At 56.6% G+C, this 24,701-nt stretch carries 30 protein-coding genes and 1 riboswitch; of the genes, 19 read left to right on the forward strand and 11 right to left on the reverse strand.

The features are described 5' to 3' along the window. Window positions 1-172 precede the first annotated feature (172 nt). Window positions 173-406 carry a hypothetical protein gene (locus CJF39_RS08490; protein WP_094993105.1) on the reverse strand — a complete coding sequence of 78 codons (234 nt, stop codon included), beginning with the start codon at window positions 404-406 and terminating at the stop codon, window positions 173-175. A gap of 157 nt (window positions 407-563) precedes the next feature. Here CJF39_RS08490 and CJF39_RS08495 point away from each other — a divergent pair, with 157 nt between their 5' ends. Then, on the forward strand, window positions 564-1,148 hold the full coding sequence (locus tag CJF39_RS08495; RefSeq protein ID WP_094993023.1) for a YajG family lipoprotein: 585 nt from the start codon (window positions 564-566) through the stop codon (window positions 1,146-1,148). A 58-nt stretch (window positions 1,149-1,206) separates the two neighbouring features. Here the strand turns inward: CJF39_RS08495 and CJF39_RS08500 are convergent, their stop codons facing one another. Next, entirely contained in the window at window positions 1,207-1,413 is a 207-nt protein-coding gene (locus tag CJF39_RS08500; protein ID WP_094993024.1) for a hypothetical protein, read from the reverse strand. Between the two features lie 131 nt (window positions 1,414-1,544). Beyond that, window positions 1,545-2,711 carry a 1-acyl-sn-glycerol-3-phosphate acyltransferase gene (locus CJF39_RS08505; RefSeq protein ID WP_094993025.1) on the reverse strand — a complete coding sequence of 389 codons (1,167 nt, stop codon included), beginning with the start codon at window positions 2,709-2,711 and terminating at the stop codon, window positions 1,545-1,547. Between the two features lie 105 nt (window positions 2,712-2,816). Here CJF39_RS08505 and CJF39_RS08510 point away from each other — a divergent pair, with 105 nt between their 5' ends. The 4 genes from CJF39_RS08510 to CJF39_RS08525 are packed head-to-tail and all read left to right on the forward strand — an operon-like array spanning window position 2,817 to window position 4,804. Beyond that, entirely contained in the window at window positions 2,817-2,999 is a 183-nt protein-coding gene (locus tag CJF39_RS08510) for a CPXCG motif-containing cysteine-rich protein (protein ID WP_094993026.1), read from the forward strand. 5 nt (window positions 3,000-3,004) lie between these two features. Then, window positions 3,005-3,265: a putative signal transducing protein gene (locus tag CJF39_RS08515; RefSeq protein ID WP_094993027.1), complete on the forward strand. Its 261-nt coding sequence runs from the start codon at window positions 3,005-3,007 to the stop codon at window positions 3,263-3,265. A 45-nt stretch (window positions 3,266-3,310) separates the two neighbouring features. Then, the gene (locus CJF39_RS08520; RefSeq protein ID WP_094993028.1) at window positions 3,311-3,937 is read left to right on the forward strand and encodes an SOS response-associated peptidase; all 627 of its coding nucleotides are present in this window, start codon (window positions 3,311-3,313) and stop codon (window positions 3,935-3,937) included. Between the two features lie 45 nt (window positions 3,938-3,982). Then, window positions 3,983-4,804: a M48 family metallopeptidase gene (locus tag CJF39_RS08525; protein ID WP_094993029.1), complete on the forward strand. Its 822-nt coding sequence runs from the start codon at window positions 3,983-3,985 to the stop codon at window positions 4,802-4,804. Window positions 4,805-4,855: 51 nt separating this feature from the next. On the opposite strand, the gene CJF39_RS08530 is transcribed toward CJF39_RS08525, so the two are convergent. From CJF39_RS08530 to CJF39_RS08540, 3 genes are all read right to left on the reverse strand, one after another. Then, window positions 4,856-5,440 (reverse strand): TMEM165/GDT1 family protein, encoded by a 585-nt coding sequence (locus CJF39_RS08530; RefSeq protein ID WP_047274281.1) that lies wholly within the window; start codon window positions 5,438-5,440, stop codon window positions 4,856-4,858. A gap of 90 nt (window positions 5,441-5,530) precedes the next feature. Beyond that, a riboswitch (yybP-ykoY riboswitch) is annotated at window positions 5,531-5,652 on the reverse strand. 49 nt (window positions 5,653-5,701) lie between these two features. Beyond that, the gene (locus tag CJF39_RS08535) at window positions 5,702-6,700 is read right to left on the reverse strand and encodes a class I SAM-dependent methyltransferase (RefSeq protein ID WP_094993030.1); all 999 of its coding nucleotides are present in this window, start codon (window positions 6,698-6,700) and stop codon (window positions 5,702-5,704) included. A gap of 30 nt (window positions 6,701-6,730) precedes the next feature. Beyond that, on the reverse strand, window positions 6,731-7,696 hold the full coding sequence (locus CJF39_RS08540; protein WP_094993031.1) for a 2-hydroxyacid dehydrogenase: 966 nt from the start codon (window positions 7,694-7,696) through the stop codon (window positions 6,731-6,733). Window positions 7,697-7,776: 80 nt separating this feature from the next. Between CJF39_RS08540 and CJF39_RS08545 the strand changes: the two genes are divergently transcribed. The 4 genes from CJF39_RS08545 (at window position 7,777) to CJF39_RS08560 (ending at window position 12,013) form a co-directional block, all read left to right on the forward strand. Further along, the gene (locus CJF39_RS08545; protein WP_094993032.1) at window positions 7,777-8,406 is read left to right on the forward strand and encodes a LysE family translocator; all 630 of its coding nucleotides are present in this window, start codon (window positions 7,777-7,779) and stop codon (window positions 8,404-8,406) included. A 350-nt stretch (window positions 8,407-8,756) separates the two neighbouring features. Further along, a complete protein-coding gene (locus CJF39_RS08550) occupies window positions 8,757-10,523 on the forward strand; it encodes a DUF1302 domain-containing protein (protein WP_094993033.1) in 1,767 nt (588 codons plus the stop codon). A 31-nt stretch (window positions 10,524-10,554) separates the two neighbouring features. Continuing rightward, a complete protein-coding gene (locus tag CJF39_RS08555; protein WP_094993034.1) occupies window positions 10,555-11,196 on the forward strand; it encodes an MBL fold metallo-hydrolase in 642 nt (213 codons plus the stop codon). Between the two features lie 100 nt (window positions 11,197-11,296). Beyond that, complete coding sequence (locus CJF39_RS08560) at window positions 11,297-12,013, forward strand: OmpA family protein (RefSeq protein ID WP_094993035.1); 717 nt, start codon at window positions 11,297-11,299, stop codon at window positions 12,011-12,013. Between the two features lie 157 nt (window positions 12,014-12,170). On the opposite strand, the gene CJF39_RS08565 is transcribed toward CJF39_RS08560, so the two are convergent. After that, on the reverse strand, window positions 12,171-12,605 hold the full coding sequence (locus tag CJF39_RS08565) for a YhcB family protein (protein WP_047273751.1): 435 nt from the start codon (window positions 12,603-12,605) through the stop codon (window positions 12,171-12,173). A 139-nt stretch (window positions 12,606-12,744) separates the two neighbouring features. Here CJF39_RS08565 and CJF39_RS08570 point away from each other — a divergent pair, with 139 nt between their 5' ends. The 3 genes from CJF39_RS08570 (at window position 12,745) to zapE (ending at window position 15,946) form a co-directional block, all read left to right on the forward strand. Then, the gene (locus CJF39_RS08570; RefSeq protein WP_094993036.1) at window positions 12,745-13,380 is read left to right on the forward strand and encodes an alpha/beta hydrolase; all 636 of its coding nucleotides are present in this window, start codon (window positions 12,745-12,747) and stop codon (window positions 13,378-13,380) included. Window positions 13,381-13,404: 24 nt separating this feature from the next. Further along, window positions 13,405-14,760: a tryptophan--tRNA ligase gene (locus CJF39_RS08575; RefSeq protein ID WP_094993037.1), complete on the forward strand. Its 1,356-nt coding sequence runs from the start codon at window positions 13,405-13,407 to the stop codon at window positions 14,758-14,760. 91 nt (window positions 14,761-14,851) lie between these two features. Continuing rightward, window positions 14,852-15,946, forward strand: a complete 1,095-nt coding sequence (gene zapE / locus CJF39_RS08580; protein WP_094993038.1) for a cell division protein ZapE — start codon at window positions 14,852-14,854, stop codon at window positions 15,944-15,946. Window positions 15,947-16,016: 70 nt separating this feature from the next. Here zapE and CJF39_RS08585 read toward each other — a convergent pair whose 3' ends face one another. Both CJF39_RS08585 and CJF39_RS08590 read right to left on the reverse strand, forming a co-directional pair. Then, a complete protein-coding gene (locus CJF39_RS08585) occupies window positions 16,017-16,937 on the reverse strand; it encodes a GlxA family transcriptional regulator (RefSeq protein WP_169963341.1) in 921 nt (306 codons plus the stop codon). 225 nt (window positions 16,938-17,162) lie between these two features. Beyond that, a complete protein-coding gene (locus CJF39_RS08590) occupies window positions 17,163-18,203 on the reverse strand; it encodes an NADP(H)-dependent aldo-keto reductase (RefSeq protein ID WP_094993039.1) in 1,041 nt (346 codons plus the stop codon). A gap of 246 nt (window positions 18,204-18,449) precedes the next feature. Here CJF39_RS08590 and rplM point away from each other — a divergent pair, with 246 nt between their 5' ends. The 7 genes from rplM to CJF39_RS08625 all read left to right on the forward strand — a co-directional run bounded on the left by rplM (window position 18,450) and on the right by CJF39_RS08625 (window position 23,361). Further along, entirely contained in the window at window positions 18,450-18,878 is a 429-nt protein-coding gene (rplM, locus tag CJF39_RS08595; RefSeq protein WP_047273761.1) for a 50S ribosomal protein L13, read from the forward strand. Between the two features lie 14 nt (window positions 18,879-18,892). Next, window positions 18,893-19,285, forward strand: coding sequence for a 30S ribosomal protein S9 (gene rpsI / locus CJF39_RS08600; RefSeq protein ID WP_047273763.1), 393 nt, complete (start codon window positions 18,893-18,895; stop codon window positions 19,283-19,285). A gap of 253 nt (window positions 19,286-19,538) precedes the next feature. Then, on the forward strand, window positions 19,539-20,138 hold the full coding sequence (gene petA, locus CJF39_RS08605) for a ubiquinol-cytochrome c reductase iron-sulfur subunit (RefSeq protein WP_094993040.1): 600 nt from the start codon (window positions 19,539-19,541) through the stop codon (window positions 20,136-20,138). Then, window positions 20,138-21,349, forward strand: coding sequence for a cytochrome b (locus CJF39_RS08610; protein WP_047273766.1), 1,212 nt, complete (start codon window positions 20,138-20,140; stop codon window positions 21,347-21,349). The genes petA and CJF39_RS08610 overlap by 1 nt, the downstream gene beginning before the upstream one ends. Then, on the forward strand, window positions 21,349-22,128 hold the full coding sequence (locus tag CJF39_RS08615) for a cytochrome c1 (RefSeq protein ID WP_094993041.1): 780 nt from the start codon (window positions 21,349-21,351) through the stop codon (window positions 22,126-22,128). The genes CJF39_RS08610 and CJF39_RS08615 overlap by 1 nt, the downstream gene beginning before the upstream one ends. Window positions 22,129-22,312: 184 nt before the next feature. Next, window positions 22,313-22,930: a glutathione S-transferase N-terminal domain-containing protein gene (locus CJF39_RS08620; protein WP_094993042.1), complete on the forward strand. Its 618-nt coding sequence runs from the start codon at window positions 22,313-22,315 to the stop codon at window positions 22,928-22,930. 17 nt (window positions 22,931-22,947) lie between these two features. Then, complete coding sequence (locus CJF39_RS08625; protein ID WP_094993043.1) at window positions 22,948-23,361, forward strand: ClpXP protease specificity-enhancing factor; 414 nt, start codon at window positions 22,948-22,950, stop codon at window positions 23,359-23,361. A 118-nt stretch (window positions 23,362-23,479) separates the two neighbouring features. Here the strand turns inward: CJF39_RS08625 and CJF39_RS08630 are convergent, their stop codons facing one another. Together CJF39_RS08630 and CJF39_RS08635 are read right to left on the reverse strand one after the other, a co-directional pair. Continuing rightward, window positions 23,480-24,061, reverse strand: coding sequence for a BON domain-containing protein (locus CJF39_RS08630; RefSeq protein WP_047273769.1), 582 nt, complete (start codon window positions 24,059-24,061; stop codon window positions 23,480-23,482). Further along, window positions 24,058-24,651, reverse strand: coding sequence for a phosphoheptose isomerase (locus tag CJF39_RS08635; protein ID WP_094993044.1), 594 nt, complete (start codon window positions 24,649-24,651; stop codon window positions 24,058-24,060). The genes CJF39_RS08630 and CJF39_RS08635 overlap by 4 nt, the downstream gene beginning before the upstream one ends. Window positions 24,652-24,701: the final 50 nt, after the last annotated feature.

The following is a 24,701-nucleotide window of genomic DNA, read 5'->3' on the forward strand; positions in this document are numbered from 1 at the left end:
GCGCTACACAGTCTGTGTGGGCGGCTCTCTGTGGGCGATTTTGGTGTGCTGATACCTGCGTATCAACGGTGTTGCGGGGCCCGATCAGGAGACGTCCTTATAATCGGGGGGAGATTGTAGCGAAGAAACGTCGGCAATTGATCCTGTTAAATGACTTTTATTGGTGATTGGGTCAAATCCCCAACAGCGGTTGCACCCTTGAGTGCGTCGCAGGTGAGCTGACGCGGGCGTCAGGCGGTAATACCTGGTGCAACCAGTTAAGGCGAATTTCTGAAATTTCGACCCAGCCATCGCCGACCGGCGGTTGCGCACATTGTCTAAAAGCCCGGCAGCGGCCGCTGTTGTCCAGACGCGCAAAGCTGCGATGGGGGCGGGTGGCGCTCAACAACGACTTTAACCAGTTCATGGCAAACACCTCTTCAGTGAGTGACCTGACAATGCCACGCTGGCGTGACGCACTGATGTATTGCACGTGACAGCCGGGTGACAGCAAGCGGCTGGTTTGCAGGACGGTCGCCCCGCTATACTGGCGGCCAGTTTGACTTTGCCCTGGAGAGATGAGCATGTTGCAACGCCTGTTGTTCGGTTTGATCACTGTGACCAGTTTGACGCTGGTCGGCTGCGCCCACAGCCCGCAACAACTCAGCCCGCAACCCAAGCTGACCACGCAGCTGACGCCCGTTGGCCGCGGCCAGCCGGTGGTCGTCCGTGTGGTTGACGGTCGTCCCTCGCCAACCCTGGGCACCCGGGGTGGCATGTACCCTGAAACCAGCGCTATTAGTGTGAGCAGCGCGGACCTGATCCCCAAACTGCAAGCCCAGGCTGAAGCTGCGGTACGCCTGCTGGGTTACACCCCGACGACCCATGCGATGAATGCCCCGCAGTTGACGGTGACCCTGGCGGAGCTGAAGTACCAGTCGCCGAAAGATTCCATGTACGTGACTGAAGCGACCATTGGCGCCACATTCCGTTCTGATGTGAAGAACGGCGGCCGTACTTACAGTGGTCGGTATGGTGCGTCCCTGGATCAGCGCTTCGGTATGGCGCCCAATCAGGAAACCAACACCAAGCTGGTCAGCGACGTGTTGAGCGATGCTTTGACCCGCGTGTTCAAAGACCCATCAGTGGGGCGTTTGCTGGGCGAGTAACGGTATAAAGCAAAAAGCCCGAACTTGATGAGTTCGGGCTTTTTTATGCGCGAAGGGTTCAAGCCGCTTCTGCATACAGTTCCAGACGGCTGACGCCCGTGAGCAAATCCAGCTCAGGCAAGTCGGCATGGGTGTGGCCGCTGAGGGCGCAATAGACCAGCCAATGTTGATCCTGAACGTTAAAGGCTAACCCTTCGATCAACGCCTGCTGTTCGTCGCTGGGGGCGATCAGGTAGAGGCGGTCCTGGTTTTCTGCATGCAACATGACAAGCTCCGTGTCGGTGTCGAGGGGCCACAGAGTGACCTCTAGACATGACGATACGGTGACAGCAGAAATTAAGCCCTAACCCTGTAGTCCCCACCGAACTTCGCGAGGCAGCGACCACACACGCTTATTTATAAGGGCAGGCCAGCCTTGATGCGGTACTGGTTCCGCACCGGCATTGCATATTGCAGCACCAGGTAAGGGCGGTGCTCGGCCGGGCACGCGTCCAGACGACGCTGCCACTCTTGCCGGGCCTTGGCCAGTTCTTCCGCGGCAAAGATGTCAGCAGCGGCAGGTACCTGCAATTGCGGGTCTGCGTCATCCCACTGTGCATATGCCAGGTAATGTGCGGGGAACAGGCGATAACCGCTGAGGATTTGGCGATCCATTTGCGCAGCAAGCAGTTTGCTGTCTTCGAAAAACTCAGTGATCGGCTCGGCAAAGTTAACGTGCACGCGGCCTTTGTAACCGGTAATGCCATTGGCAATGCTGGTGTCGTCTTCGCCAGGCGCCTTGGTGTAAGTGCCGGTGGTTGCGCGGATATACAACTCACGGGCTTTCGCCTGATCGCATGGGTCGTATTCGTAACTGATCGACACTGGCGTCATGTTCAGCGACTGCACCACTTCGCCAAACGGTTCGTTTTTGCGGCTCATGTGGAACATTTTGAGGATGGCCGAATCAGTACGGTCGTCGCCGTCTTTGGCACGGCCTTCAGCCTGGGCAATCCAGATCGACACGCCGTCGTTGCGGATCGAGTGGTTGATATAGGCCGACAGCAATTGATAGGCCGCGAGCTTTTCCCGGCGCCCGGTGATAGAACGGTGCACGATGAAGCTTTTGTTGAGGCGCATCAGATCGCTGACATACGGCTTTTGCAGCAGGTTGTCGCCGATGGCGATACGCGGCGTGGGGAGGCCTGCGTGGTAAACCGCGTAATTGACGAAGGCAGGGTCCATCACGATGTCGCGATGGTTGGCCAGGAACAGGTAAGCGGTGCCCGACTTCAAATGCTCGACGCCGGTGTAGGTCACGCCATCGGTCGCATGCTCGATGGTACGGTCGACATACACTTCGACTTTGTCCTGCAAGGTGGCGACCGAGGTCACGCCAGCGAACTCTTTGCGCAGGCGATGCGCTATAAGAGGTTTTAACAGCCAGCCGAAAGCGCCAGCCAGGCGCGGGAAGCGAAAGTGGGTCAGGATATCTAGAAACGCCTTGTCGCTGAGCAACCGGGCCAGCACAGCTGGGACTTCGGTGTCGTCGTAAGGTCGGATGGTATCGAATTCGCCCATCATGCTCTCTTGTTGGAAACGGCTAGGGTAAGTAAACAAGGCAGGCCAAAAATAATAGCCCTGCAAATAGACCGGCGATTATACGCACAAGTCACTCTGGAGACCGCGATGCTTGAAACCGAACCCTACTATTGCCCGTATTGCGGTGAACCTGCAGAAGCCGTACTGGACCTGTCGGCCGGTGACCAGACCTATATTGAAGACTGTCCTGTATGCTGCCGGCCGATTGTCTTTACGCTCCAGACCGACGGTCATGAGTGGATGCTCGATGTCCACAGCGAAAACGAGTAGCCGCCATGCAGCGCATCTACGAGCCCGAAAACTTGATGGAAGCCGAACTGTTGCTGGGCATGCTCGCCAGCGAAGGGGTTGCGGCGACCCTTCAGGGGCGTGACCTGATCGGCGGCACGGGGGAATTACCGGCGCTTGGTCTGCTGGGGCTGGCCGTGGCCGATGACCATGCCCGTTACGCGCGCGAGCTGATCGATGCGTACAATGCTGCCTCGCCCCTTGACGGCGACGAGCCTGATAGCTACCCCGATGTGCTGGAGTGCTAAAAGGCCCTTTGTTTACTGCTATATAGAGAAGAGTTGTACTGCCCCATGTGTGGACGTTTTGCCCTGTTTCGCTGGAACCCTGCATTTGCAGCCTTGCCCGGTTTTCCGGCGGATCAGCAGGCGCAATGGAATATCTCGCCTAATGATGCGGTGTTGATCTTGCGCGCAGGTGAAGCGCCGGAGCAGCGAACACTGGCCCGGGCGCGCTGGGGATTGACCCCGCCCTGGCTGACCGACCTGTCTCGCACGCCCGCCCATGCCCGGGCCGAAACCGTTGCCGAACAACCGATGTTCCGTGATGCGTTTCGCCTGCGCCGCTGCCTGCTCCCGGCCAATGGCTTTTACGAATGGCGTGGCACCACCCGCAAACGTCCTTATTGGCTGACGCCAGGGGAGGGCGCGTCACTTTTTTTTGCAGCGATTTGGGAAGCCTATCCGGTGCAAGGCCACGAATGGTTGAGCACGGCTGTTATTACCCAGGCCGCAGCCAGTCAGCGTCGCCCGCTGATTCTGGATGAAGCGGGCCAGCAGGCATGGCTTGATCCTCAAACCCCTTTACACGTATTGCAGGCGCTGCTGGCCAGCCCGCAGTCCCCGTTGCGTGAGCGCCCGTTGGCCAATCTGGTCAATGACCCCAAGCTTAATGCCCCCGAGTGTCTGACGCCGGGTTGAGGGGCGTGTCTGCTACGATACGCGCCATCTTTATGGAGAGTCGTGATGGGTAAATTAGCGGTAGTGTGCGTGGTTGGCGCAGGGCTGTTGCTCGGCGGTTGTCAGTCGGTCAATACCACCAATGCCGGTGCGGTCGGTATTGAGCGCAAGCAGTACATGTTCAGCATGCTGTCGAGTCAGCAAGTGGATCAGATGTATGCCCAGTCGTACCAACAAACCGTCAGCGAAGCCAACTCCAAGGGTGCGCTGGACAAAACCAGTACCAATGCCAAGCGCTTGCAGGCCATCGCCAACCGCTTGATTGCCCAGGTCCCTGCCTTTCGCGCGGATGCGGCGCAATGGAACTGGGAAGTGAACCTGATCAAAAGTGACGAACTGAACGCCAGCTGCGGGCCGGGCGGCAAAATCATTTTCTACAACGGGATCATCGATAAGCTCAAACTCAACGACGATGAAATCGCTGCGGTCATGGGGCACGAAATCGCCCACGCCTTGCGCGAGCATGGGCGTGAGTCGATGTCCAAGGCGTACGGAATTGAAATTGCCAAACAGGGCGCGGGCGCATTGTTGGGGCTGGGGCAGGACAGCCTGCAACTGGCCGATACCGTGGTCAATTACAGCCTGACGCTGCCTAACAGCCGCAGCAATGAAAACGAAGCCGACCTGATTGGTCTGGAGCTGGCGGCACGTGCAGGTTACAACCCGAATGCCGCCATCACCTTGTGGCAGAAAATGGGGCAAGCGTCACAAAGTGCGCCGCCGGAGTTCATGAGCACCCACCCGGCGTCGAGCAGCCGGATTGCCGCGTTAGAGGCGGCGATTCCCAAGGTGATGCCGCTGTATCAGCAAGCTCCGAAAACCCGGTAATCCCGCGCTTTCGCCGGCCCTTTCCCGAAGGAGAGGGCCGGTGATGAGGTGCTACACCCAACCGCTGATTGCCATTGCCTTGTACACAGCCACGGCGGCCAGTACGAAGAACGCAGTTGCTGCCAACCGGCGAATCAGGGTCAACGGCAACTTGTCTGCCGCAAAGTTACCCGCCAGAACCACCGGCACGTTGGCAATCAACATGCCCAGCGTTGTGCCGATAATCACCAGCCACAGATCCGGGTATTGAGCGGCCAGCATAACGGTCGCCACTTGGGTCTTGTCGCCGATTTCAGCGATAAAGAACGCAATCAGAGTGGTCAGGAACGGGCCAAATTTACGTGCGGTACTCGCTTCGTCATCGTCCATTTTGTCCGGCACCAGTGTCCACAGTGCGGTGGCAGCAAAGCTGGCTGCGAGTATCCAGTGCAGGGTCACATCCGAGAAGAAACTGCCGAACCAGGCACCCACGGCGCCAGCGGCTGCGTGATTGGCCAGGGTGGCGGCCACGATGCCGGCGATGATCGGCCAGGGTTTGCGAAAGCGAGCGGCGAGAATGAGGGCGAGCAATTGCGTCTTGTCGCCGATTTCGGCCAAGGCAACGATTGCAGTAGGAACGAGTAAGGAGTCGAGCATCATCAGGTGGTTTCCAGGGGCGGGTCGACACGGCTATGACACGTACAGCCTTCCCGCCCCGGGTAAGGTGTTCGTGTCATAGGTCTTGTCAAACCCCGGTCCGTCTGTGCGGACTCCTGGGTCGCATACGCCATGGCCTGTTGACCAAGTATGTTGACGTATGCCGGACGAGCGCGAAGCTCGTGGGAGACTACTCCCCTAGGACGGAGCGGATTCTGCCTACGCAAATCCGATCCGGCAAGCCTTGTTTTTTAAATTGCGTTATCGACGCTTGGCGCTGTAAATCCGAAAACCCTGGCCCTCGGCCTTGACGGTGCAGGCGCCGAACTGCTCTTCGATCAGCGGTTGATAGCGCAGGAAGCTATTGGCAACAATCCGAAGTTCGCCACCTTTTTTCAGATGTTTAATGGCTTTTTGCAGCAAGTTTTCAGTGGCGTGGTAATCGGTATGCACGCCGACATGGAAGGGCGGGTTACTCAGGATGGTGTTCAACTCCATCGGTGCTGCGTCGATACCATCCCCGCAGATCACCTCACCTTCCAGTCCGTTGGCTGCCAATGTCAGGCGGCTGCTGGCGGTGGCAAATGCGTCCACATCGAGCAGGGTGACGCTGTTGTGCGGGTAACGGCGTTTGACTGCCGCGCCCAGCACGCCTGCACCACAGCCAAAATCCAGCACATGGCCGCTGGGCAGTTTGTCGAGGTTGTCCAGCAGCAGGGCGCTGCCGCGATCCAGTCGGCCGTGGCTGAACACACCCGGCAGGCTGACAACGTTTAACGGGCCTTCTTCCAGAGCCAGCTCATAATGCTGCGCCAGGTGAGCCAGCACGGGCGCTTGCGGAACATTGACCACGCTGACTTGCCACAGCTGGCAATGCCGGGCGCTGTCGAGCTTGCGCGGCTTGCCGAACGGGATCAGTTGTTTGGAGGCGCCTTCAATACCGCCTTTTTTCTCGCCCACCAGAAATACATCGGCATTGGGCAGGCGTGCGGCCACGGCCTTGAGGACGTAATCGCTCAGCTCTTTGGACTTGGGCAAATACACCACGGCGGTGTCAAACGCGCGCTCCGGCACATCCACCCCAAAATGTACGCGCCCGGCGAAACGGGCCTCCAGCGCGGCGTGATCGCCAGCGTGCCAGCACCAGCCGTGGGCGTTGGGCAAGCGGCCGAGTGCGTCGTCCGGGGGCAGGCCCACCAACAACACGTTGCCTTGAAAGTAATCAGGCTGACGAAGCAGTACTTCACTGCGCGGATCCATAATCTGCTCCTCAAAAAGGGGCGCAGTTTATCAACTGACGACCCGCAGCGCTGTACCGTTGAAGAACGCTTGAGCGTTTTCGGTTAATTGACCCACGATTCGCTGTCGCGCTTCACGGCTGCCCCACGCGCTGTGCGGGGTGATAATCAGCCGCGGGATGTCTTCAGCCAGCAGCGGATTGCCATTACGCGGCGGTTCAACGCTCAACACGTCAGTGGCCGCACCGCCCAAATGGCCGCTGCGCAAGGCATCGGCCAAGGCCTGTTCATCGATTATGCCGCCCCGGGCTGTATTGACCACGAACGCGCCGGGCTTGAGCATTGCCAGCTCTCGGGCGCCAATGAAATTGCGCGTATGTTCGTTGAGCGGGCAGTGAAACGTCAGCGCATCGACCTGCGGCAACAGTTCATCCAGAGGCAGACGATCGGCACGGGCAGGGCGGCCCGGAATCTGCCCGACCAGTACGCGCATGCCGAAGGCTTCTGCTAATTTCGCGACTGCGCTGCCCAGCTCGCCGTGACCGAACAAGCCAAGGGTCTTGCCTTCCAGTTCCACAATCGGGAAGTCCAGCAGGCAGAACTGTTTGGCCGTTTGCCACTGCCCGGCCGACACTGCGTTTTGATAGTCGAGCAGGCGGGTCGCCAGTGCCAGCAGCAAAGTCAACGTGTGCTGTGCCACCGAGGGCGTGCCGTACCCCTGACAGTTGGCGACAACAATACCCCGGGCGCGTGCGGCTTCAAGGTCCACGTTATTGGTGCCAGTGGCGGCGACCAGGATCAGTTTCAGTTGCGGGCACGCTGCGAGTGTTTCAGCGTTTAGCAGGATTTTATTGCTGATGACAACGCTGGCACCTTGCAAGCGCTCGATCAGGTTTTCAGAGGTTGTATCGGCGTACAGTTGCAGATCGCCCAGGCAGTCACGCAAAGGGCTGAGGTCGAGATCACCCAGATCCAGTGAGGTGTGATCCAGGAACACGGCGCGGCGAGTGTTAGTCATCAACTGTACCTTTTGTGCGGTGAAATGAAGGCGTAATGTGGCGAGACTATCAGAAGAAACAATTTGTAATGGAGCCGTGCATGTATTGGACAGAATTCTTGACCGTCGCCCTGATTCACCTGTTGGCGGTGGCCAGCCCGGGCCCGGACTTTGCCGTGGTGGTGCGTGAGAGTGTGACCCACGGTCGCCGCGCTGGCATGTTCACGGCATTCGGAGTTGGCACGGCGATTTTTGTTCATGTCGGTTATTCGCTGCTCGGCATTGGCATCATCGTGTCGCAATCGATCGTGTTGTTTAACGCACTCAAATGGCTGGCGGCCGCTTACTTGCTGTACATCGGGATCAAGGCGCTGCGTGCAAAACCGGCCGATCCGACCGCCGTTGCTACTGCGCTGCCTGTGGGCGAGCGCACGGCGCGCGGCGCGTTCACGTCGGGTTTTGTGACCAATGGCTTGAACCCGAAGGCCACGCTGTTTTTCCTGTCGCTGTTTACAGTTGTGATCAACCCGCACACGCCATTGTCGATTCAGGCTGGCTATGGCGTGTACTTGGCTGTGGCCACCGGCCTGTGGTTCTGCATGGTGGCCATGCTGTTCAGCCATCAACGTGTACGCACGGGCTTTGCGCGCATGGGCCATTGGTTTGATCGCACCATGGGTGCAGTCTTGGTCGCGCTGGGTGTGAAACTGGCCTTTACCGAAATGAACTGAGGCTGTTTTAAACCGATCACCGCTGTGAGTGATCGGTTTTTTGCCTCTGCCAACATGAGTCCCCCCAAAAACGATGTTGATCGTTTTCTCATTGGGGGGCTTATGTGCAGGCTCGCAGGACGGCGCCCGCCCTCAACCTGCGTTTATCCCCCGTGCAACTCCTCAACACGATGAATCACGCGCAAGGCCGGTTTGTATTGCGCAACAGTGATTTCGCGGCCCTCGATGGCAGCCCTTTTCTGGCTCGGCTACGGCATCAGCCCTGAGCCGTATCAGCGGCGGATCTTGTCAAAATCTGGTTTTCCTTCATCCTTGCGGGCCTATTGCGACGTGCCCATGGAGAAGTATCAATGCCCTCAGTCAACCGGTTTTGGCATCGCGCTCAACTGCCGCTGGCAGTCAGCTTCGCCGCGACGCTCGCCGGGCCCGCCTGGGGTGTGAGCTTCAACGTCGGGGACGTGGAAGCTCAGCTTGATTCCGAGTTGTCGATCGGCGCCAGTTGGTCAACCGCTAAGGCCGATCAGTCATTGATCGGGGCCAATAACGGCGGCACTGGCCACTCGCAAATTTCTGATGATGGTCGCTTGAACTTCAAGCGCGGTGAGACCTTTTCCAAATTATTCATGGGTGTTCATGGGCTGGAGCTGAAGTATGGCGACAGCGGCCTCTATGTGCGTGGCAAGTATTGGTACGACTTTGAGCTGCAAGATGACAGTCGCCCATTCAAGAACATCAGCGACAAAGGTCGGCGCGCTTCGGCGCAATCCGCTGGCGCGCAGTGGCTGGATGCGTTCGTGTACCACAACTATGTGATTGCCGATCAACCTGGCGCGGTGCGTCTGGGCAAGCAAGTGGTCAGTTGGGGTGAAGGCGCTTTCATCGGCGGCGGGATCAATGCCATCAACCCGACGGATGCGGCGGCCTATCGCCGTCCAGCCACTGAATACAAGGATGGGCTGGTTCCGGTCAACCTGTTCTACCTGTCGCAAAGCCTCACCGACCGGTTATCAGTCGAAGGGTTTTATCAGCTGAATTGGGAGCAGTCCGAGACCGACAACTGCGGGACATTTTTTTCACAATCGGATGTCATTGCGCACGGCTGTAGCGGTAACTACCGGGTGATGAACAAGCGTTCAGCCCTGACGGTGGCAGACTTGGCTGCGTTGACCTCGGCCGGTGTCGACATCAACAACGAAGGCGTGTTGGTGCGCCGGGATGCAGACCGCAACGCACGCAATAGCGGGCAGTTCGGGCTTGCCATGCACTATCGCTTCGACCCGCTGGACACTGAATTTGGTGCGTTCTTCATGAACTACCACAGCCGTGATCCGATCATCAGCGGGCGTGCGGCTTCACAAGCGGTGTACAACGCGGCGTCTGCTGCTAGCGGTTTGGGGCCAATGCACGTCGCGGGCAATGCCAGCTACTACGTCGAATACCCCGAAGACATTCGTTTATACGGCTTGAGTTTCGCAACCACGTTATCCACAGGCACGGCGTGGAAAGGGGAGTTGAGCTATCGTCCCAATGCGCCGGTGCAACTCAATACCGATGATCTGCTGTACGCCAATGTCACCTTGTTGCCGGGGTTGGCAGACGCGTCCCCCTTGAGTGTCACGCCGGGGGCGGATGCCTCAGGCTATCGACGTAAAGAGGTCACCCAGTTTCAGACATCCCTGACACACGTTCTAGACAATGCCATGGGCGCCAATCGGCTGATTCTGACCGGTGAAATCGGTCTCTCTCACGTTGCCGGGCTGGAAAGCCGATCTGATAAACGCTATGGCCGCGACCCGGTGTTTGGTCAGGAGGGTGACGATGGTTTTACCACTGCCAATTCGTGGGGGTATCGGGCGCGGGCCGTGTGGGAATACAACAACGTGCTGCCGGGCATCAATCTCAAACCCGGGTTGGCATGGTCCCATGATGTCAGCGGTTACTCACCGGGACCCGCCGCCACGTTTGAAGAAGGCCGTAAAGCAGTCAGCCTGGGGCTGGATGCCGAGTACCAGGACACCTACACCAGCAGCGTGTCGTACACCAATTTTTTTGGCGGCCGTTACAGTACCTTGAGTGATCGCGACTTTATGGCGTTAAGCGTCGGGGTCAAGTTTTAAAACCGTTTTATCCGCTTTGGAACCCAGAACCATGAACAACCCGCCCGCGCTCATCCGTGAAACCTTCCCTGTCGGCCCTTTGCAGTGCAACTGCACGATCATCGGCGATCCAGTCACGAAAAAGGCCATTGTGGTCGACCCGGGTGGCGATCATGAGTTGATTCTGGCGCGCTTGGAAAAGCACGGTTTGAAGGTGGTGAGCATCATTCACACCCATGCGCACCTGGACCATTTTCTGGCGTCGGGTCAACTCAAGGAGAAAACCGGGGCGACGTTGCACCTGCATAAAGAGGACCAGTTCCTGTGGGACAACCTTGAGATGCAGTGCAAGTTGTTTCGCGTTCCATACACCCCGGTGCCGTCACCGGATCGCTGGCTTGCCGATGATGAGGAGCTTGCGTGCGGGTGTGGTGTGGCGCTGCACACGCCGGGGCACACCCCCGGCTCCATGAGCTTCTGGTTTGCCGATGCCAAGCTGTTGATTGCCGGTGACACCCTGTTTCGTCGTGGCGTTGGCCGTACCGATTTGTGGGGTGGCGATCAGGCAACTATCGTACGTTCCATCAAGCAGCGTCTGTATACGCTGGATGAAGATGCCACAGTGATTACAGGCCATGGCCCTGTTACCCGTCTGGGCGAAGAGATGCGCGAAAACCCGTTTGTACGTGCTTGAGAGGCCAATGGAATTTTTACCGTTGGTCGTGTTCCAACGCCAACAGAGGTCCACTGCCAACGACCTTTGCCCCCAGAAAGTATTGAGTAGGAGCTTCACCATGTTTATTTCGAGTCGTTTGATTGTTGCCGCCAGTGCGATTGCTTTGCTGGCCGGCTGTGCCTCGCCCAACCCGTATGACAACCAGGGGCAGGCATCGACGGGCATGAGCAAAACGGCCAAGTATGGCGGGCTGGGAGCGTTGGCCGGTGCAGTGGCGGGTGCTGCCATTGACCACAACAACCGTGGCAAGGGCGCACTGATCGGCGCTGCCGTTGCGGGTCTGGGGGCTGCGGGTTATGGCTATTACGCTGACAAGCAAGAAGCTGCACTGCGCGCCAGTATGGCAAACACGGGGGTAGAGGTTCAGCGTCAGGGCGACAACATCACCTTGGTTATGCCGGGAAATATTACGTTTGCCACTAGCTCGGCAAATATTTCGCCCAGCTTCTATCAACCGCTCAACAGCCTGGCCAACTCGCTGAAGCAACTCAATAACCAGCAACAGATTCAAATTGTGGGTTACACCGATAGCACCGGTAACTACGAATACAACTTGAAGCTGTCGCAGCAGCGTGCGCAGAGCGTTGCCACCTATCTGACGTCTCAGGGGGTCAGTGGTCAGTACTTGTCTGTCACCGGTAAGGGGCCTGCGGACCCGATTGCTAGCAACGCGACCCCTGATGGCCGAGCTCAAAACCGTCGAGTGCAGATCACCCTGGCGCCGATTCCGGGCATGAACTATCAGCAACAAGGTCAGGTTCAACAGTACCCGTAAGCCTCGTGCTTTGCCGTTGCTGACGCAGGTTGTGCAAGGTTTGTAAGACCGGTTACCGCACGATCCTCCTGCAGCGGTCACAGCAAGACGCATAACAAAAAGCCCCGCGATCTTTATCAGGTCGCGGGGCTTTTTGCTGAACGCTTTACTGAAAGTGTTACTTCTTCAGGCCGTAATGCTCGTCGAGCATGCCGGGTGCGTTCGGGGTTTTTGGCGCGTAGTCCAATGGCGGCTCAGAGCTGTGCGGCGGGGTAAGGCGCTCGCGGTGCGGTTGAGGCGCTTCTGAATGCAGTGCGGCCAGCAGGCGTTGGCGAGTCTGCTCGTCAAGGGCCAAACGGTTGGCGCCCTCGGCGAGATGGTCTTGCACATCCTGATAGCTCTGAGTGAGTTTCTTCACCAGATTGGCGGTGCTGTTGAAGTGGGTGACCACCTCATTCTGATAACTGTCAAAACGTTCCTGGATGTCATCTAGCTGGCGCTGCGTGCGGTTAGGCGCGGCATTGGGCAGCAGACGAGCGACCAGAAAACCAATGGCGACACCTGCAACCAAGGCTAGAGTCGGCAACAACCAAATCAAGAGCGAGTGTTCCACGAGTCCTTCCTCTATAAACGGCTTTGCTTTACGTTAACGGCTCGGACCTGCGCTGTATACCGCGATGCACTCGCAAATATGTCAGACAGAATCTATCAGCTAGACGAGTCGACCCAATTTGAGGTCACGGAGTTCCTTCTTGCTTACCCGCGAAACCCCTCTTTTGATTGATGGCCCCGTGGGCCGTCTGGAAGCTTTATACCTCGATCACCCCGAAGCAAAAGGCCTTGCACTGCTGTGCCATCCCAACCCGGTACAGGGTGGGACAATGTTGAATAAAGTTGTTTCAACCCTTCAGCGCACTGCCCGCGATGCTGGCCTGATTACCTTGCGGTTTAATTACCGTGGCACAGGCCAGAGTGAGGGGAGCCATGATATGGGCACCGGTGAAGTCGATGATGCACTGGCGGCAGCTCGTTGGCTGCGCGCCAAACACCCAGATCTGCCGATCACGTTGCTTGGGTTTTCGTTTGGTGGTTTTGTGGCCGCCAGCTTGGGCGGACGCCTTGAGGCTCAGGGCGAAACGCTCAAGCATGTGTTCATGATTGCACCGGCGGTGATGCGCCTGCGTGACGAAGATGCATTGGCGCACCAATGCGCATTGACCGTGATTCAGCCAGAAACTGATGAAGTGATCGATCCGCAGTTGGTCTACGACTGGTCAGAACACCTCTCTCGCCCCCATGAGCTGCTGAAAGTGGCAGAATGCGGACACTTTTTTCACGGCAAGCTGACTGACCTCAAAGAGTTGGTGCAGCCACGCCTTTCGAATTGATTGCAGTCTGATAAGCGATTACCTATGACCACTCGTACTCGAATCCTCACCGGTATTACCACGACCGGGACGCCGCATCTGGGCAACTATGCCGGTGCGATTCGCCCGGCCATCGTAGCCAGCCGTGACAGCAATGCCGACTCGTTTTACTTTCTGGCGGATTATCACGCGCTGATCAAATGCGATGACCCGCAGCGCATCCAGCGCTCGCGTCAGGAAATCGCAGCAACTTGGCTAGCGTCCGGTCTGGATGTCGAGCGAGTGACTTTTTACCGTCAGTCAGACATCCCCGAGATTCCTGAGCTGACCTGGCTGCTGACCTGTGTCGCGGCTAAAGGTCTGCTCAACCGCGCCCACGCTTACAAGGCGTCGGTGGACAAAAACCTGGAAAACGGCGAAGACCCGGACGCGGGCATCAGCATGGGCTTGTACAGCTATCCGGTGCTTATGGCTGCCGACATTCTGATGTTCAATGCCAACAAAGTGCCGGTCGGTCGCGACCAGATCCAGCACGTTGAAATGGCCCGTGACATCGGCCAGCGTTTCAATCATCTATTTGGCAACGGCAAAGACTTTTTCGCGATGCCGGAAGCGCTGATTGAAGAAAGCGTTGCCACCTTGCCCGGTCTTGATGGTCGCAAGATGTCCAAAAGCTACGACAACACGATCCCGCTGTTCACCAGCGCCAAAGACATGAAAAGCGCTATTTCGCGCATCGTGACTGACTCCCGTGCGCCGGGCGAAGCCAAGGATCCTGACAACTCGCACCTGTTCACGTTGTATCAGGCATTCTCAACGCCTGCGCAGACCGCAGAGTTCCGCAATGAACTGTTGCAGGGCTTGGGATGGGGGGAGGCGAAAGAACGTCTGTTCAAGCTGCTGGATGCCGAACTGGGCGAGGCCCGCGAGCGGTATCACGAGCTGATGTCGCGCCCATCCGACATGGAAGACATCTTGTTGGCCGGAGCCCATAAAGCTCGCACAATCGCGACGCCTTTCCTGGCGCAGTTGCGCGAAGCCGTCGGTCTGCGTTCGTTTGTCAGTGCGGCGCAGGCCACTACCGCGACCAAAAAGAAAGCGACCAAAGGCCCACGCTTTGTCAGCTTCCGTGACGAAGACGGCAGCTTCCGCTTCCGCTTATTGGCAACCGACGGCGAACAATTGTTGCTGTCGCGCAGCTTCAGCGATGGTAAGGCGGCAGGGCAAGTGACCAAGCAACTGCAATCCGGTGAACCGCTTGACGTGCGCACCCAGGACTCGCGTTTCAGTGTGTGGCTGGCAGGAGAGTGCGTGGCGGACAGTTCGGAATTTGCCGACAGCGCGGCACGGGATGCTGCTATTGAGACCCTGCGCTTGTCGCTGGTGCCTGCACAGGACTAAGAAAGTGCGGCGATTCGCCTCAGGTCCGATTGCCATTCCCCAAGGCCGTCGCTACAGTGACGGCCCGTTTTTGTTGCCTTGCTAACGAATTATGACGCCTTTAGAACGATATCAAGCTGATCTGAAACGCCCGGACTTCTTCCACGATGCCGCGCAGGAAAACGCTGTACGCCATTTGCAGCGTCTGTATGACGATCTGGTTGCTTCTTCGCACAGCAAGCCGGGGCTGTTCGGCAAGCTCTTCGGCAAAAAGGACCAGACACCGGTCAAAGGCCTGTATTTCTGGGGTGGAGTAGGGCGGGGCAAGACGTATCTGGTTGATACGTTCTTTGATGCTCTGCCGTTCAAGCAGAAAGTTCGTACGCACTTCCACCGTTTCATGAAGCGTGTGCATGAAGAAATGCGCACCCTGAATGGCGAAAAAAACCCGTTGACCATCATCGCCAAGCGTTTTGCCGATGAGGCTCGGGTGATTTGTTTCGATGAGTTCTTTGTGTCGGACATTACCGACGCCATGATTCTCGGGACGTTGATGGAAGAGCTGTTCAAAAACGGTGTCACTCTGGTTGCGACCTCGAACATCGTGCCCGATGGTTTGTACAAAGACGGCCTGCAGCGCGCGCGCTTTTTGCCCGCTATTGCATTGATCAAGCAGAACACTGAGATCGTCAACGTTGACAGTGGCGTGGACTACCGCCTGCGCCATCTGGAGCAGGCTGAGCTGTTCCACTTTCCGCTCAATGAAGCCTCGGAAAAGTCCTTGCGCGAAAGCTTTAAAGCGCTCACACACAACTCGACGCGTGCAGTGGAAAACGATGATTTGATCATCGAGAACCGTACCATTCGCGCCTTGCGGACATGCGATGACGTGGCCTGGTTTGATTTCCGCGAGCTGTGTGATGGCCCGCGTAGCCAGAACGATTACATTGAGTTGGGCAAAATTTTCAATGCGGTGATTCTGAGCGGTGTTGAACAGATGGACGTGAAAACGGACGATATTGCGCGCCGTTTCATCAACATGGTCGACGAGTTTTACGACCGTAACGTCAAACTGATCATTTCGGCAGAAGTCGAGCTCAAGGATTTATACACGGGCGGGCGTCTGAACTTTGAATTCCAGCGCACGCTGAGCCGTTTGCTGGAGATGCAATCCCATGAATACCTGACGCGGGCGCATAAGCCTTAGTCGAGCGTTTCATGAGAAAGGCCTGCTTATGCAGGCCTTTTTTTTGGCTGGTCATGAATGTTACGGCCGGTTAGGCGGCTTGTTGAAATTGCTGGCGGTATTGGTTGGGTGACAGCTCGGTGTGTTGCCGGAACAAGCGCGCGAAGAAGCTGGCGTCGTCGTAGCCAACGTCGTAGCTGATGGTCTTGATGCTTTTACGGGTGGCTGAAAGTAGCCCTTTGGCGGTCTCTATGCGCAGACGTTGCAGGTAATGCAAGGGCTTGTCGCCTGTCGCCATCTGGAAGCGACGCATAAAGTTACGAATGCTCATGCCATGTTCGCGAGCCACATCCTCGAAGCGGAACTTGTCGGCAAAATGTTCTTCGAGCCAGTGCTGTATTTGCAGAATGATGACGTCCTGGTGCAGCTTCTGTCCGCCAAACCCGATGCGACCGGGTGCGTAGTTACGTTGCACTTCATAAAGAATGTCACGTGCCACGGCCTGGGCGATATTGGCGCCACAGAAGCGTTCGATCAGGTAAATGTAAAGGTCGCAGGCCGAGGTGGGGCCTCCCGCGCAATACAGGTTGTCAGCATCCGTCAGGTGTTTGTCTTGATTGAGATGAACGTTCGGAAAGCGTTCGGCGAAGCTGTTGAAAAAACGCCAGTAGGTTGTCGCTTCCTTACCGTCCAGCAGGCCGGCTTCTGCCAGCCAGAAGACGCCAGTGGCTTCAGCGCAGAGTACGGCGCCGCGTGCGTGTTGTGCGCGTAACCAGGGCAGTATTTGCGGGTAGCGCTGACAGAGTGTGTCGAAGTCGTCCCAAAAGGCCGGGAGGATGATGATGTCAGTGTCTTCGAGGCTGCCATCCACCGGAAGCATCACGTTACTAAAACTGCTGACAGGCAGGCCGTCAGGGCTGACGAGGCGTGTTTCGAAGCTGGCGTTAAGGCCTTGGCCTAACTGTTTGCCATGACGCAGGCTGGCGAGGTGGAAGAAATCTTTGGCCTGCATCAGTGTCGAGGCAAAAACCCGATCGATAGCCAATATGCTGACGCGCCGCAAGGGCGCGGAGAGATGAGTAGACATGATTTGATTATTCTTATAGGTGAAATTGGTCAACTTGCGGCTGGATCGTCTTATTTTTTGTCCTGTGTGTCTAGGGGGGGGATTCAGTGAGCGCCGTAGCAGCTGCCGATCGAGGCGCAGGCCGTCGCAAACAGCTGCTACGCAATCATGTCAAGGTGCGGGGTTTGGCTGCTCCTTGTGAATGGCCTCGATGCCTGCCAGTACTTCGTCCGAGAGTTCTACTTCGATGCTGGCGATATTGCTCTCAAGTTGCGCCATCGTGGTTGCGCCAATGATATTGCTGGTGACGAACGGCTGTTGCGTCACATAAGCCAGGGCCATTTGAGCGGGGTCCAGGCCGTGTTGGTGGGCCAGTGCCACATAACGCTCGCTGGCAGCCACGGCCTGCGGGTTGGAATAGCGCGAGAAGCGGCTGTAGAGGCTCAAGCGGCCCTTTGGAGGTCGGGCGCCCCCGTTGTACTTGCCCGAAAGCATCCCGAACGCCAGCGGGGAGTAGGCGAGCAGGCCGCATTGTTCGCGAATGGCAATTTCAGCGAGGCCGACTTCAAAGCTGCGATTGAGCAAATTGTAGGGGTTCTGGATTGAAACAGCCCGAGGCCAGCCGCGACTTTCGGCCAGTTGCAGAAACTTCATCGTGGCCCAGGGGGTTTCGTTGGACAGGCCGATATGGCGGATTTTGCCTGCTTTGACTTGTTCGTCGAGGGCTTCGAGGGTGTCTTCGAGTGGAGTGAATTGCTCGTCAGCGTGGTGGGTGTAGCCGAGTTGACCGAAGAAATTGGTGCTGCGTTCCGGCCAGTGCAGTTGGTACAGGTCGATCCAGTCTGTTTGCAGGCGCTTGAGGCTGGCATCCAGTGCCTGGACGATATGGGTTCGGTTATGTTTGAGCTGGCCGTCGCGAATGTAGTCGATGCCATTGCCCGGGCCGGCGATCTTGCTGGCCAGTATCCAGTCCGCCCGATCACCGCGGGCCTTGAACCAATTGCCTATGTAACGCTCGGTGGTGGCGTAAGTGTCGGCCTTGGGTGGTACCGGGTACATTTCAGCGGTGTCGATGAAATTGATGCCTGCGTTTTTTGCGTACTCAATCTGCGCGAAGGCTTCATCCTGGGTGTTCTGCTCGCCCCAGGTCATGGTTCCGAGGCCAATTGTGCTGACTTTGAGATCGGTTCGGCCTAGCTGGCGGTAATCCATAGGGTGCTCCTTGGGGGAAAGAATCATAAAAGCAGGTTGTAATTTTTTTCGCAATCTGGATAATTGCCGACCTCTTTCTGCAGTGGAAGTGATGCGCCGCCTGCCGAAGAATCTTGCCGTTGAACGGACGCGCTGACCCGAGCCCCCGATAGCGTCTGTACCCGGCTGCCTTTGACTTGTCAAAGTACGCACTATTCAGTAAGATCCGCCGTCTAATTTACAGGGCGGCCCCTGAGGCTATAAAGAATGAAAACTTTTACTGCTAAACCAGAAACAGTAAAGCGCGACTGGTTTGTCGTCGACGCTGCTGGTCAGACCCTGGGTCGTCTGGCCACCGAGATCGCGAGCCGTCTGCGTGGCAAGCACAAGCCGGAATACACTCCGCACGTTGACACCGGTGACTACATCGTTGTTATCAATGCTGAGCAAATCCGTGTCACTGGTGCCAAAACCTCTGACAAAATGTACTACTCTCACTCCGGTTTCCCGGGCGGGATTAAGTCGATCAACTTCGAAAAGCTGATCGCCAAAGCTCCTGAGCGCGTGATCGAGACCGCGGTTAAAGGCATGCTGCCTAAAAACCCGCTGGGTCGCGACATGTACCGTAAGCTGAAAGTCTATGCGGGCGCTGCTCACCCTCATACTGCTCAGCAGCCCCAAGAACTGAAGTTTTAACGGAATAGTTCATTATGTCGGCGACTCAAAACTACGGCACTGGCCGTCGTAAGACTGCAACCGCACGCGTTTTCCTGCGTCCGGGTACTGGTAACATCTCCATCAACAACCGCTCCCTGGATAATTTCTTCGGTCGCGAAACTGCCCGCATGGTAGTTCGTCAGCCGCTGGAATTGACTGAGACTGTTGAGAAATTCGACATCTTCGTTACCGTGATCGGCGGTGGTGTAAGTGGTCAAGCTGGCGCAATCCGCCACGGTATCACTCGCGCACTGATGCAATACGACGAAACTCTGCGTGGCGCTCTGCGCAAAGCAGGCTTCGTAACTCGCGATGCTCGTGAAGTTGAACGTAAGAAAGTCGGTCTGCGTAAAGCGCGTAAGCGTCCGCAGTACTCGAAGCGTTAATTCGCAGCTTCGTTCAAAAGCGCCCAGTCTCCTTAGGAGCTGGGCGTTTTTTATGGGTAATGATTTATGCGTGTGACAACTTGCCACATCCAGCAAATGCCTATACTACAAGGCTTGTAGCCGACCGAGAGCGGTAATTACCTTGTCAGAGTAGGGGCTTTTCATTACCATTCTGCAAAATTTTTATAAGTTCAGATTTTTACTTAGTAGATGCCTGATTTAACAGGCCACAAAGCTGATGGGAGAGGACTGAATGAGCAATGACGGCGTAAATGTCGGCCGGCGTCGCTTCCTCGTAGCAGCCACATCCGTGGTGGGTGCTGCAGGAGCGGTGGGGGCGGCAGTCCCGTTTGTGGGGTCGTGGTTCCCCAGTGCCAAGGCGAAAGCCGCTGGCGCACCGGTGAAGGTCAATATTGCTAAGGTTGAGCCAGGTCAGCAGATGATTGCTGAGTGGCGTGGTCAGCCGGTATTCATTGTCCGCCGCACTGATGAGATTCTCGCGAATCTTAAAAAGATTGAAGGCCAGCTTGCTGACCCGGATTCCAAGCAATCCGACCAGCCCGAAAACTCAACCAATGAGTACCGTTCCATCAAGCCGGAAATTCTGGTGTTGATCGGCATCTGTACGCACTTGGGTTGCTCGCCGACTTTCCGTCCTGAAGTCGCACCTGCTGACCTGGGTAAAGACTGGGTCGGGGGTTATTTCTGTCCTTGTCATGGTTCGCACTATGATCTGGCCGGTCGCGTCTACAAGGCACAGCCTGCTCCACTGAACCTGCCAGTGCCGCCTTACTACTACGTAGAGGGCAGTGACAACATCATTGTCGTTGGTCTCGAAGGGGAGAACGCGTAATGAGCAAGTTCATGGATTGGGTAGATGCACGCTTCCCGGCCACAAAGATGTGGGAAGACCATCTCAGCAAGTACTACGCACCGAAGAACTTCAACTTTTTCTACTTTTTCGGCTCCCTCGCGTTGCTGGTTCTGGTTAACCAGATCGTAACGGGTGTGTGGCTGACCATGAGTTACACGCCGTCTGCAGAGGAAGCTTTCGCCTCTGTCGAATACATCATGCGTGACGTTGAATACGGCTCGATCTTGCGCCTGCTGCACTCTACCGGTGCTTCTGCGTTCTTTATCGTGGTTTATCTGCATATGTTCCGTGGTTTGCTCTACGGTTCATACCAGAAGCCACGTGAGCTGGTCTGGCTGTTCGGCATGATGATTTATCTGGCCCTGATGGCTGAAGCCTTCATGGGTTACTTGCTGCCTTGGGGGCAAATGTCCTACTGGGGCGCCCAGGTGATCATCTCGCTGTTTGGCGCAATCCCTGTAATTGGCAACGACCTGACTCAGTGGATTCGTGGTGACTACCTGATCTCCGGTATTACCCTGAACCGCTTCTTTGCCTTGCACGTTGTAGCCTTGCCGATCGTGATTCTGGGGCTGGTGGTGCTGCACATTCTTGCCTTGCACGAAGTCGGGTCGAACAACCCGGATGGCGTGGATATCAAGAAGCACAAAGACGAAAACGGCATCCCGCTGGACGGCATTCCTTTCCATCCGTACTACACCGTGAAAGACATTGTCGGCGTAGTGGTGTTCCTGTTTGTCTTCTGTTCGATCGTGTTCTTCTTCCCGGAAATGGGTGGTTACTTCCTCGAAAAGCCGAACTTTGAACAAGCTAACGCCTTCAAAACGCCGGAGCATATTGCGCCTGTCTGGTACTTCACACCGTTCTACGCGATCTTGCGCGCCATTCCTGACAAGTTGATGGGCGTTATCGCCATGGGGGCAGCGATTGCAGTGTTGTTCGTGTTGCCATGGCTGGACCGTAGCCCTGTCAAATCCATGCGTTACAAAGGCTGGATGAGCAAAATTTGGCTGTGGGTGTTCTGTATCTCCTTCGTGATTCTGGGTGTGTTGGGCGTATTGGCGCCGACCCCGGGCCGCACGCTGTTGTCGCAGGTGTGTACGTTCCTGTACTTCGCCTACTTCATTTTGATGCCGTTCTACACCAGGCTTGAGAAGACCAAACCGGTTCCGGAAAGGGTGACTGGCTGATGAAAAAGCTATTTGCTGTATTGATGCTTGCTGTGATGCCTGCACTGTCTTTCGCTGCGGAGCAGGGTGTCCAGCTCGACAAAGTCGATATCGATGTGTCTGACAAGGCTGCCATGCAAGACGGCGCACGTACGTTCGCCAACTACTGCATGGGCTGTCACAGTGCCAAATTCCAGCGCTATGAGCGTGTTGCTGATGATCTGGGCATCCCTCACGACGTCATGCTCGATAATCTGGTAATGACTGGCGCCAAGATCGGTGACCACATGAACATCGGCATGAAGCCTGAAGACGCCAAGGCCTGGTTTGGTGCGGCACCGCCTGATCTGACGCTGGTAGCACGTGTACGTGGTACTGACTGGCTCTACAGCTACCTGCGTTCGTTCTATGAAGACCCGTCGCGCCCTTGGGGTGTGAACAATAAGGTCTTCCCGAACGTGGGCATGCCAAACGTTCTGGCGCCGCTACAGGGTCGTCAGGTGATTGGCTGCAAGCAAGTTCAGATCGTCGAAGACGGCAAGAAGCAGTATGATCCGCTCACCGGCACGCCTTTGACACATGAAGCGTGCGACCAGCTGACAGTATTGCCAAAAACCGGCACGCTGACTGAAGAGCAGTTCGATGAGAAGATCAAGAACCTTGTGACCTTCCTGGCCTATTCAGCCAACCCGGTGAAGCTGGAGCATCAGCGCATCGGCACGTACGTATTGCTCTATCTGGCGTTCTTCTTTGTGTTCGCTTATTTGCTCAAGCGTGAATACTGGAAAGACGTGCACTGATATCGTTACACGCATTGCTGTTTAACGTGTGCGCCCGAGGGTGTCTCTGAACAGGTAGCCGTGCTGGTTGTGGTACACAAGGTCGTTTTGATCATGTGTGCCACGATTTACGGTTGCTGGAGACGCACCTCGGGCGCTTTCGTTTTTCTGCTTCTGATCATTTCAACAAGCGAGGAGGACCGCCATGGGCGTGACCAATCGGTTGGCCTGTTACTCCGACCCCGCCGACCACTATTCCCATCGAGTGCGCATTGTGCTCGCGGAGAAGGGTGTCAGCGCCGAGATCATTAGTGTGGAGGCGGGTCGTCAACCGCCAAAGCTGATCGAAGTGAACCCATACGGCAGTTTGCCAACCCTGGTCGACCGCGACCTTGCGTTGTGGGAATCGACTGTGGTGATGGAGTACCTGGATGAGCGTTATCCGCATCCGCCTTTGCTGCCGGTCTATCCGGTCGCACGTGCAAACAGTCGTCTACTAATCCATCGAATCCAGCGTGACTGGTGCGTATTGGTTGACCTGATTCTGGACTCGCGCACTAAAGAGCCTGCGCGTGTGCAGGCGCGCAAAGAGCTGCGCGAGAGTTTAACGGGTGTCTCGGCGTTATTTGCTGACAAACCTTTTTTCCTCAGCGACGAGCAAAGTCTGGTCGACTGCTGTCTATTACCGATACTCTGGCGTTTGCCTGTTTTGGGTATTGAACTGCCGCGGCCTGCCAAGCCGCTGCTTGATTATATGGAGCGCCAGTTTGCGCGTGAGGCTTTCCAGGCAAGCTTGTCTGGTGTCGAACGCGATATGCGCTAAGGCTTTAGGAGCCCTTGATGAATTCAAGTCGACCTTATTTGGTGCGTGCGCTCTATGAGTGGATTGTAGATAACGACTGCACGCCGCACATGTTGGTAAATTCCGAATACCCGAGTGTGCAAGTGCCGCAAGGCTTCGCCAGTGAAGGGCAGATCGTGTTGAATGTTGCGCCTGTTGCTGTGCGTCATCTGCACATGGACAACGAGGCGGTCAGCTTCGAAGCGCGGTTCGGGGGTGTGCCTCACACACTGTATGTGCCAATTTCAGCCATTTTGGGGATTTATGCCCGTGAGAATGGCCAAGGCATGGTGTTTGATCTGGAAGAGGCTCTTGAAGCTGATGACGAGATTGAGCCGGATGATGATTTGCCGCCTCCGGGCAGCGAGCCACCGCGTCCTAGCGGACGGCCGAGTCTGAAAGTGGTGAAGTAATAAAAAGGCGACCTCGAGGGGTCGCCTTTTTTGTGCGTGATTAGCGTGTGATCTTGGTCGTTGGGCGGGTACCGCCCCGATGCTTGATTGGCGGATCGGCGCCTGTCTTGGAGCTGAATCAGTCGATGTATTCGAACAGCTTGACGATTTTTTGAACGCCGGAGACGCCTTGAACCAAGTTTGTAGCGCGGGTGGCTTCCTGTTTGGTTACCAGGCCCAGCAAGTAAACAATGCCATTTTCAGTTACGACCTTGATTCGTGACCCCGGGATTGCGCCGTCAGTCAGCATTTGCGATTTGATCTTGGTGGTCAGCCAGGCGTCGTTATTGCGGGCCAGGATCGAAGAGGGGGCCATGACCTGCAATTCGTTGTTGACCTTTTTGACACGCTGGACAGCAGCAGCGGCCTGTTCGGCCTGCGCCTTGAGATCGGCGCGCGGGGTTTGCCCTGCCAGTAGAACGATACCGTTGTAGCTGGTCACAACGATGTGCGAGCCGTTATCCAGGTCGGGATTGGCTTTAGCGATATTCACAGCCACTTTGGTTTCGATCAGTGAGTCGTCGATCTTGCTGCCGAAGGTGCGCGTGCCTCGATCATCTTCGATAGGTTTGTCGCGTGTCGCCGTCAGCACCGAGCTGCAGCCGGCAGTCAAACCCAGGCATAAGGTCAGGGCTACTAAGCCAAGGCGGTTAAAAGTCATTCTTCACTCCCGAACAGTTGGCTGTCGATCAGATCGCACAAGCAGTGGATCGCCAGCAGGTGGACTTCTTGGATGCGTGCGGTGACCAGAGAGGGTACGCGGATCTCCACGTCTTCCGGTAGCAACAGCGAGGCCATGCCTCCGCCATCTCGACCGGTCAAGGCCACCACCGTCATTTCTCGGTCGTGCGCGGCCTGAATGGCCTGAATGATGTTGGCTGAGTTGCCGCTTGTCGAGATTGCCAGCAGTACGTCACCTGGTTGGCCCAGGGCGCGTATCTGCTTGGAAAAAATCTCGTTAAAGCTGTAGTCATTGGCGATTGAGGTAATGGTCGAGCTGTCGGTGGTCAATGCGATGGCGGGCAGGCTCGGGCGTTCGCGCTCGAACCGGTTAAGCAGTTCGGATGAGAAGTGCTGAGCATCACCCGCAGAGCCGCCATTGCCGCATGACAGCATTTTGCCTTCGTTTAGCAGGGCATTAACCATCACCTGGCTGGCTAGTTCGATGTGCGGTGCAAGCACTTCCATCGCCTGCTGCTTGGTATCGATACTGGCCTGAAAAAGCAGGCGAATCCGGGATTGCATGTCCATCTATGTGACCTTAAGTAGGGCGGCAGTGCGGGCGTGATCCAGGTATTCCT

Origin of the sequence: Pseudomonas lundensis (genome assembly GCF_002269125.1) — a bacterium.
In the GTDB taxonomy this organism is placed as follows: domain Bacteria; phylum Pseudomonadota; class Gammaproteobacteria; order Pseudomonadales; family Pseudomonadaceae; genus Aquipseudomonas; species Aquipseudomonas lundensis_A.

Excerpts from the sequence above, each read along its gene's own strand:
- CJF39_RS08490 (WP_094993105.1), bottom strand. The coding sequence starts at position 406 with ATGAACTGGTTAAAGTCGTTGTTGAGCGCCACCCGCCCCCATCGCAGC.
- CJF39_RS08495 (WP_094993023.1), top strand. The coding sequence starts at position 564 with ATGTTGCAACGCCTGTTGTTCGGTTTGATCACTGTGACCAGTTTGACG.
- CJF39_RS08500 (WP_094993024.1), bottom strand. The coding sequence starts at position 1,413 with ATGTTGCATGCAGAAAACCAGGACCGCCTCTACCTGATCGCCCCCAGC.
- CJF39_RS08505 (WP_094993025.1), bottom strand. The coding sequence starts at position 2,711 with ATGATGGGCGAATTCGATACCATCCGACCTTACGACGACACCGAAGTC.
- CJF39_RS08510 (WP_094993026.1), top strand. The coding sequence starts at position 2,817 with ATGCTTGAAACCGAACCCTACTATTGCCCGTATTGCGGTGAACCTGCA.
- CJF39_RS08515 (WP_094993027.1), top strand. The coding sequence starts at position 3,005 with ATGCAGCGCATCTACGAGCCCGAAAACTTGATGGAAGCCGAACTGTTG.
- CJF39_RS08520 (WP_094993028.1), top strand. The coding sequence starts at position 3,311 with ATGTGTGGACGTTTTGCCCTGTTTCGCTGGAACCCTGCATTTGCAGCC.
- CJF39_RS08525 (WP_094993029.1), top strand. The coding sequence starts at position 3,983 with ATGGGTAAATTAGCGGTAGTGTGCGTGGTTGGCGCAGGGCTGTTGCTC.
- CJF39_RS08530 (WP_047274281.1), bottom strand. The coding sequence starts at position 5,440 with ATGCTCGACTCCTTACTCGTTCCTACTGCAATCGTTGCCTTGGCCGAA.
- CJF39_RS08535 (WP_094993030.1), bottom strand. The coding sequence starts at position 6,700 with ATGGATCCGCGCAGTGAAGTACTGCTTCGTCAGCCTGATTACTTTCAA.
- CJF39_RS08540 (WP_094993031.1), bottom strand. The coding sequence starts at position 7,696 with ATGACTAACACTCGCCGCGCCGTGTTCCTGGATCACACCTCACTGGAT.
- CJF39_RS08545 (WP_094993032.1), top strand. The coding sequence starts at position 7,777 with ATGTATTGGACAGAATTCTTGACCGTCGCCCTGATTCACCTGTTGGCG.
- CJF39_RS08550 (WP_094993033.1), top strand. The coding sequence starts at position 8,757 with ATGCCCTCAGTCAACCGGTTTTGGCATCGCGCTCAACTGCCGCTGGCA.
- CJF39_RS08555 (WP_094993034.1), top strand. The coding sequence starts at position 10,555 with ATGAACAACCCGCCCGCGCTCATCCGTGAAACCTTCCCTGTCGGCCCT.
- CJF39_RS08560 (WP_094993035.1), top strand. The coding sequence starts at position 11,297 with ATGTTTATTTCGAGTCGTTTGATTGTTGCCGCCAGTGCGATTGCTTTG.
- CJF39_RS08575 (WP_094993037.1), top strand. The coding sequence starts at position 13,405 with ATGACCACTCGTACTCGAATCCTCACCGGTATTACCACGACCGGGACG.
- zapE (WP_094993038.1), top strand. The coding sequence starts at position 14,852 with ATGACGCCTTTAGAACGATATCAAGCTGATCTGAAACGCCCGGACTTC.
- CJF39_RS08585 (WP_169963341.1), bottom strand. The coding sequence starts at position 16,937 with ATGCAGGCCAAAGATTTCTTCCACCTCGCCAGCCTGCGTCATGGCAAA.
- CJF39_RS08590 (WP_094993039.1), bottom strand. The coding sequence starts at position 18,203 with ATGGATTACCGCCAGCTAGGCCGAACCGATCTCAAAGTCAGCACAATT.
- rplM (WP_047273761.1), top strand. The coding sequence starts at position 18,450 with ATGAAAACTTTTACTGCTAAACCAGAAACAGTAAAGCGCGACTGGTTT.
- rpsI (WP_047273763.1), top strand. The coding sequence starts at position 18,893 with ATGTCGGCGACTCAAAACTACGGCACTGGCCGTCGTAAGACTGCAACC.
- petA (WP_094993040.1), top strand. The coding sequence starts at position 19,539 with ATGAGCAATGACGGCGTAAATGTCGGCCGGCGTCGCTTCCTCGTAGCA.
- CJF39_RS08610 (WP_047273766.1), top strand. The coding sequence starts at position 20,138 with ATGAGCAAGTTCATGGATTGGGTAGATGCACGCTTCCCGGCCACAAAG.
- CJF39_RS08615 (WP_094993041.1), top strand. The coding sequence starts at position 21,349 with ATGAAAAAGCTATTTGCTGTATTGATGCTTGCTGTGATGCCTGCACTG.
- CJF39_RS08620 (WP_094993042.1), top strand. The coding sequence starts at position 22,313 with ATGGGCGTGACCAATCGGTTGGCCTGTTACTCCGACCCCGCCGACCAC.
- CJF39_RS08625 (WP_094993043.1), top strand. The coding sequence starts at position 22,948 with ATGAATTCAAGTCGACCTTATTTGGTGCGTGCGCTCTATGAGTGGATT.
- CJF39_RS08630 (WP_047273769.1), bottom strand. The coding sequence starts at position 24,061 with ATGACTTTTAACCGCCTTGGCTTAGTAGCCCTGACCTTATGCCTGGGT.
- CJF39_RS08635 (WP_094993044.1), bottom strand. The coding sequence starts at position 24,651 with ATGGACATGCAATCCCGGATTCGCCTGCTTTTTCAGGCCAGTATCGAT.